This is a genomic window from Actibacterium sp., from assembly GCF_041584535.1.
In the GTDB taxonomy this organism is placed as follows: domain Bacteria; phylum Pseudomonadota; class Alphaproteobacteria; order Rhodobacterales; family Rhodobacteraceae; genus Actibacterium_D.
The window spans coordinates 1-6713 of record NZ_JBFHDW010000145.1 but is presented as its reverse complement, the minus strand read 5'-3'; the positions used below and the strand labels follow the sequence as shown (position 1 = coordinate 6713).

The 6713-nt window shown below is 61.8% G+C and carries 6 protein-coding genes; 4 read left to right on the top strand and 2 right to left on the bottom strand.

Features of this window, described 5'->3' with window-relative positions:
- Positions 1-1169 (bottom strand): CaiB/BaiF CoA transferase family protein (locus ABYW26_RS08565; RefSeq protein WP_372604359.1); only part of this gene is annotated, 1169 nt, incomplete at its 3' end.
- A gap of 467 nt (positions 1170-1636) precedes the next feature.
- Here ABYW26_RS08565 and ABYW26_RS08560 point away from each other — a divergent pair.
- From ABYW26_RS08560 to ABYW26_RS08545, 4 genes are read left to right on the top strand one after another with little or no spacing between them, the layout of a single operon-like run.
- Positions 1637-2521 carry a fumarylacetoacetate hydrolase family protein gene (locus ABYW26_RS08560; protein ID WP_372604358.1) on the top strand — a complete coding sequence of 295 codons (885 nt, stop codon included), beginning with the start codon at positions 1637-1639 and terminating at the stop codon, positions 2519-2521.
- A gap of 8 nt (positions 2522-2529) precedes the next feature.
- The gene (locus ABYW26_RS08555; RefSeq protein WP_372604357.1) at positions 2530-3468 is read left to right on the top strand and encodes a cupin domain-containing protein; all 939 of its coding nucleotides are present in this window, start codon (positions 2530-2532) and stop codon (positions 3466-3468) included.
- 41 nt (positions 3469-3509) lie between these two features.
- On the top strand, positions 3510-4709 hold the full coding sequence (locus tag ABYW26_RS08550) for an FAD-dependent monooxygenase (protein ID WP_372604356.1): 1200 nt from the start codon (positions 3510-3512) through the stop codon (positions 4707-4709).
- A 26-nt stretch (positions 4710-4735) separates the two neighbouring features.
- Positions 4736-5686 carry a hydroxymethylglutaryl-CoA lyase gene (locus ABYW26_RS08545; RefSeq protein WP_372604355.1) on the top strand — a complete coding sequence of 317 codons (951 nt, stop codon included), beginning with the start codon at positions 4736-4738 and terminating at the stop codon, positions 5684-5686.
- Positions 5687-5712: 26 nt separating this feature from the next.
- On the opposite strand, the gene ABYW26_RS08540 is transcribed toward ABYW26_RS08545, so the two are convergent.
- On the bottom strand, positions 5713-6450 hold the full coding sequence (locus ABYW26_RS08540; protein WP_372604354.1) for a TetR/AcrR family transcriptional regulator: 738 nt from the start codon (positions 6448-6450) through the stop codon (positions 5713-5715).
- Positions 6451-6713 lie beyond the last annotated feature (263 nt).

Below are 6713 nucleotides of genomic sequence, written 5' to 3'. Positions count from 1 at the left end.
AGGATCGTGACGGTATGCTGGCCCAGCGTCGGGGGCGGGGTCTGGGCGGTGGGCTCGGAATCGCCCAGCCGAAAGCCGGTGCGCGCCACGCGCGTGGGTTTGGCGTCTGCGGTGGCGGGGAATTCCTGCACCAACCGGCGTCCGGTGATCTGAGGGTGGGCCAACACCTGCGGAACGCTCAGAACCGGGCCAGCGGGCACACCGTGGCGGGTCAGGGCCGCGACCCAGTGTTCGACCGTGTTGGCCGCCAGTGCGGCGTTGATCTCGGCATTCAGGGCGGCGCGGTTGCGCTTGCGGGTCTCGCGTTCGCTAAAGCGCGGATCAAGGGGCAGGTCGGCGCGGTCCAGCAGATCGCACAGCTTGTGGAACTGCTCGTCCTTGTTGGCGGCGATGTTCAGCGGGCCATCGGCGGCCACAAAGGTGCCCGAAGGGGCGGCGGTCATGTTTTCGTTGCCGATGGGCGTCGGCTGGACGTCGGCGGCAAGAAAGTTCGACACGATCCAGCCCATCGAGACGATCGAGGAATCCAGCATCGACACGTCGATGAATTGGCCCTTGCCGGTTCTCTGCGCTGAAAACAGCGCGGCCAGCGTGGCGAACGCCCCGGTCAGGCCGCCAATCGTGTCGGCCACCGGATAGCCCACCCGCAGCGGCGCGGTGTCGGGCGTGCCGGTCACCGACATGATGCCGGACATGCCTTGAATGATCTGGTCGTAAGCCGGGTTGTTCTTAAGCGGGCCAGCTTGGCCAAAGCCCGAAATCGCGGTGTAGATCAGCCGTGGGTTCAGCGCCGACAGCGCCTCATACCCCAAGCCCAGCCGCTGCATGACACCGGGGCGAAAGTTCTCGACCAGCACATCGGCGCTGCAGACGAGGTTCAGAAAGATTTCCCGGCCTTCATCGCTTTTCAAGTCTAGCGCCAGTGATTTCTTACCGGCGTTCTGGGCTTGAAACGAGGCGCCCATCAGTTGCGCGTTCAATGCAGCCGAGGCCCCGAGACGCCGCGCAAGGTCACCGCCGTCGGGGTTCTCGACCTTGATGACTTCGGCGCCCAGCAGCGCCAGTTGATAGGTGCAAAACGGTCCTGACAGCACATTGGTAAGGTCCAGCACGCGCACGCCTTCCAGCAATGCGGCAGGGGGGAGGGCCGTGGCGGGAGTGCTTGTCATCGTTACCTCGATATATTCTGCTAGATAGAATAGTGTTCTAATTATCGGATGAGGGGTCAACCTGTCAACCCGCCGCGCCAAGCTGCGGTAATTCCGGGCAAACAATCGGCAGGCGCCAGCGAATCATTGCCGCAGGGCGTTCTGCCCGCGGCGCGAGGCTGCCTTCCGACGCGGGGACTGGTCAGAACCGGTCTGGTGCCAGCCGGTGCCGATCCTTGTCGCGGACGTCAGCATTTTCAGCCTGCGGCCAGCGCGGGACCTTTGCTGCCAAAATACCAGCCAGATGGGGCATTTTTTGGCGAGGGGTGCCGCCGAGCCTGTTGGGTCAGGCGGTGGGCCGGGGTCTTTGGTCGGGGGGCAATGGGCCGGATTGACGGCCTTGGGTGCAGAGGCGTTGACAACAGGGGGTTTCTTGTCTTATTCCATTAAGGGGAACAAGGTTCTATACAGTAGAATGAGGAAAGCGCGTGAAACTCGCCCGATTTGATAAGGACCGCATTGGTGTGGTCACCGGCTCGCAGATCGTTGACGTGACCGAGGCGGCAGGTGTCGACCCCGCGGAATGGCCGCCGGTCGGCCCGACCCGACTGATTGCGGATTTCCAACGGCTGCGTCCGGCGCTGGAACGCGCCGCCGCCGAAGGCACGCCTGTGCCGCTGTCCGATGTGACTCTGCGCACCCCGGTGCCGTGGCCGAACAAGGTTGTGGCCTTTCCGGTCAACTATCACGCCCATGGCGCCGAGATGGGCGCCGGCTATCGCGCGACGGGGCAGGGGTTCTTTTTGAAGCCGAACTCGTCGCTGTCCGGCGCGGGCGAACCGATCATCCTGCCGGAAACGCCGGGCCGCGAAGTGCATCACGAAAGCGAACTGGCCATCGTCATCGGCAAGACCGCCCGCAACGTCGCCCGCGAAGACTGGCGCGACTATGTCTTTGGCTATGCCTGTCTGCTGGACATGGTGGTGCGTGGCCGGGAAGAGCGCGTCGCGCGCAAGGCCTATGACACCTTCTGCCCCGTCGGTCCGTGGATCACCACGGCAGATGAACTTCCGAACCCGGCCGAGTTGCGGATGCAGCTGTGGGTCGATGGTGAATTGCGCCAGGACGCCAATACCCGCGATCTGGTGCTGGATATTCCCGGCATGATCGCCATGGCCTCGGCGGTGATGACACTTTACCCCGGCGACATCATCGCCACCGGCACGCCCGAAGGCGTCGGCCCGGTCAAGGATGGCGAAACCATCCGTATCACGATTGACGGCTGCGGCGAGATGAACGTCCCCGTGGTGCAGGGCACCGGCGGATCGACCGAGATCTTTGCCGAGCCTTACCAGCTTGTGAAAAAGACGTGAGCAAAGCCATGACCAAACCGCAAACTCTGGACGAACTGTATTCGCGCTTTGACGGCATGCATATGGAAGGCGGCTGGCACCGCCGCTTTCCGGCGCTGTGGCCGACGCCCGAACAGAACTTTCTGCCGCATGTCTGGCATTACGCCGAGGTGCATCCGGTTCTGGACGCTGCGGGCGATCTGGTCAGCACCGAATTCGCCGAGCGCAGAAACCTGACGATGCGCAACCCGGTCGAAGGCAACCGCTATGCCACCGTGCGCACGCTGGTGGCGGCCTATCAGATGGTCAAACCCGGCGAGATCGCCAAGTCTCACCGGCACACGCCGAACGCTTTGCGGCTGATCCTCGATGGGCGCGGAACCACGACCACGGTGAATGGCAAACGCGTCGAAATGCGTCCGGGCGATGTTCTGCTGACGCCGAACTGGGCCTGGCACGCGCATGAGAATGCTGGCAGCGACGATTGCTATTGGCTGGATTTTCTGGACGTGCCGGCGGTGCATCTGTTGGAGCCGATGTTCTTTGAGCGCCATCCCGACGGTCTGGAAAGCACGGTCGAGGATGTCGAGGTTTCGCCGGTGGCGTTCCGCTGGGAAGACAGCCTTGCCGGGCTTGCGCACAGCTCCGACGACGCGGGCGGCATGTGCGCCGCCCAGATCGAACTGGGTGACCCGGCGCTTGCGACCGTGCGGCTGTATATGCAGCGGCTTGTCGCGGGCGCGACCAAGACCATGCGCACGACGGCCAACAGCCTGTTCGCGGTGGTCGAGGGGCGCGGCCAGACCATCGTCGGTGACACGGTTCTACCGTGGGCGCGCGGCGATGTGATCGCGGTTCCGGCATGGCGACCCTATCGACATGAGCCCGCCGACGATGCCGTGCTTCTGCGCGTCACTGACAAACCGGTATTCGAGAAACTTGGCTGGTTGCGCGAAGAAATCGCCTGACCGCCGTAACGCCCATCCGTCTGAAAGACAAAGGTTTTCCCATGACCAAATCCCGTCCCATCCTTATCGCCGGAAGCGGCATCGGCGGCGCCTCGGCGGCGCTGGCGCTTCTGAAAAAGGGCTTCGATGTCGAGGTCTATGAACAAGCTCCGGCCTTGACCGAGGTTGGCGCCGGGGTGCAGATCAGCCCGAACGGTGCGCGTTCGCTGAATGCTCTGGGGGTGTTCGACCGCCTGAACGCGCTGTCCTGCAAGCCCGAGAAAAAGCAGTTCCGCCTGTGGAATACCGGTCGTTCGTGGCCGATGTTCGACCTCGGCGAGGCGGCCATGACGGAATATGGTTTTCCCTATCTGACCGTATATCGCCCCGATCTTCTGGATGTGCTGGTTGACGGCGTGCGCGCGATCAAGCCCGATGCGGTGCATCTGGGCAAACGCGCCACCGGGTTCACCCAGGACGAAGACGGTGTCACCCTGACGCTGGATGACGGCTCGACCGTGCGGGGCAGCGCGCTGATCGGCGCCGACGGGGTGCGCTCGCAGATCCGCGAACAGATGTGGGGCGGCGTCAAGCCGGCCTTCTCGGGCATGATCACCTGGCGTGCCGTCATCCCGATGGAACTGTTGCCCGAGCACCTGCAAGCGATGGTCGGCAACACCTGGATCGGCCCCGGCGGCCATGTCGTGACCTATCCGTTGCGCAACGCCAAGCTGTTGAATTTCGTGGCGACGATCGACCGTCAGGACTGGCAGGAAGAAGGCTGGAACATCGAGGGCACCCGTGAGGAATGCTCGAATGATTTCAAAGGCTGGCACCCCGATATCCACACGATCATCAACTGTGCCCCGACATTGCTGAAATGGGCGCTGATGGTGCGCGACCCGATGCCCGCATGGACGCAGGATCGTGTCACCCTGATGGGCGACGCCTGTCACCCGACGCTGCCTTTCCTTGCGCAGGGCGCGGTGATGTCCATCGAGGATGGCGTGGTTCTGGGTCGCTGTCTGGAAGCGGAGAACGGCGATCCGAAAGCCGGGTTCCGGCGCTATGAGGCCGCGCGGATCGAACGCACCAGCAAAATGGTTCTGGGCGCGCGTGACAACACCGACCGTTTCCACTCAAGCGAGCTGGGCACCGAAGAGGGTGCTCAGACCTATCTTGAGCGCGAATGGGGCCGGGCGCCGATTCATGACCGCTATCACTGGCTGTATGTCTACAAGTCCGACGAAGTCGCGATCTAAGCGCCTTGCGCCAATAGGAGAGACCTATGTCCGACCTGCCGAAATCCGTCTACCTGAACGAAGAAGGCCCGCGTGAAGGATTCCAGATCGAAGCCGCCACCATCCCGACCGCAAGAAAGATCGAACTGGTCGATCGCCTTGCGCAAACCGGGCTGAAGCATATTCAGGTGGCGTCTTTCGTGAATCCCAAGGCGGTGCCGGGTATGGCCGATGCCGATCAGGTGGTCGAAGGTTTTCGGCCGGTGCCGGACGTGCATTTCACCGCGCTTTGGCTGAACCAGAAGGGCTTTCAGCGGGCGCTGACCCATGCCGACCGGCTGACGATCAACGGGTCGCTGAACCTCTATGCCTCGACCGCGTTTCTCAAGCGCAACCAGAACCGCGTGCCGGAACAACAGCGCGCGGCGCAGGACGACCTGATCGCGATGTATCAGGCCGCCGGGATTAAGGTGAAGCGCGGCTTTATCACCGCAGCCTTCGGATGCAATTTCGAAGGCGACGTTCCCCCCGAACGGGTGGTTCAACTGGTGGGTGAACTGCTTGCCATCGCGCAGGACCATGGCGAGGAAATCGACCATATGGGGCTGGGCGACACGATGGCCTGGGCGACGCCCGAAAGCATCAAGCGTGTCGTCGGCGCAATCCGCGAGGCCCATCCCGATCTGGAACTGCTGCTGCACCTGCATGACACGCGCGGGCTGGGCATCGCCAATGCCTATGCCGGTCTGGAAATGGGTGTGCGCATGTTCGACACTGCCGTGGCGGGTCTGGGCGGGTGTCCGTTCGCTGGCCACCAAGGCGCAGCGGGCAATGTCTGCACCGAGGATCTGGTGTTTCTGTGCGAGGAAATGGGCATCGACACCGGCGTCGATCTGGACGCGTTGATCGATTGCGCGCTGCTGGCCGAGGATATCGTCGGCCACCCGCTGCCGGGATCGGTGATGCGCGGCGGCGGCCTGAATCGCTTTCGGAAATAGGTCCGACGAGACAGGCCCGGCGCGGGCTAGGCCATGTCCTGATTGATAAGCAGGGCCAGTTGATCCAAATCGTTGCGCAGCGTCTGGATCGCGGTGGGCGCATCTACAAACGAGGCGTTCCGCGATTGCGGCATGATTACCGATTGTAGCGCCATATTGGCGATTTGCGCCGCGACCTCATCCAGTTCTTTGCCACGCCCTGCGGTGAACCAAGAGGCTGTCCAGTTCACCATGCCAATAATCGCCAGCGCAGCGACGCGATCGTCCTGCGCGCGGAATTCTCCGCGCAGCATGCCTTCCTTGATGATATTCCGGTATTCTTCCAGAATGCGGCGTTTGCCCGCTTTGTGGCGTTGTGCAAGCTCGGCTGGCAGGGCGGCTTCGGCCACTTCCATGACCCGCATTTGCGCCTGACGGCTAAGGACGCCACGAATTCGCATTTCAACAAAACTTTTCAGGCGGCCGCCGCTTTCGTTCGGCGCGGTTTCGGCCCAGTCGGCTATTTCGCGGATGGGGGCGCTGGTAACGTCCTCCATGATCGCTTCAAGCAAGTTTTCTTTGTTGCGGAAATAGTAGTAAATTGCTGCACGGGTCAGGCCGACGGTTTCTGCGATATCGGTCAGGGTTGTGCCGCCATAGCCTTTTTCGGCAAAAAGCAGACAGGCCTGCTCCATAATCTGTTTTTCTACCAGCGCTTTGCGCTTGTCCCGCACGCCTTCGTCCAGATTCGATTCAGATTTTTTATGGTGTTCCGGCTTGTGCATTACACTTCCTGTTGCCTGTGGTTTTGTCGGGTTTAGCGCATAAATCTACTAAATACATTGAGATTCTGCGGTTGTGCCAGAAAATCTACAAAGTAGTTGATTTTCTGACGCGCATGGATGTAGTCTCGTTAAGACAGGGAGCGATGAGTGTCATTCCGGTGAACCGTTGAGGAGACATAGATGCGGCAAATTCAGGCTAAAGACGAGCTATCCCAGTTGGTGGCGGATGCGCATTATTCCGTTTACTGGCTGAACAGAAAGCT

What these genes read in the sequence shown, in the direction of transcription:
- ABYW26_RS08540 (WP_372604354.1), bottom strand. Translation starts at nt 6,450, where the DNA reads ATGCACAAGCCGGAACACCATAAAAAATCTGAATCGAATCTGGACGAA.
- ABYW26_RS08545 (WP_372604355.1), top strand. Translation starts at nt 4,736, where the DNA reads ATGTCCGACCTGCCGAAATCCGTCTACCTGAACGAAGAAGGCCCGCGT.
- ABYW26_RS08550 (WP_372604356.1), top strand. Translation starts at nt 3,510, where the DNA reads ATGACCAAATCCCGTCCCATCCTTATCGCCGGAAGCGGCATCGGCGGC.
- ABYW26_RS08555 (WP_372604357.1), top strand. Translation starts at nt 2,530, where the DNA reads ATGACCAAACCGCAAACTCTGGACGAACTGTATTCGCGCTTTGACGGC.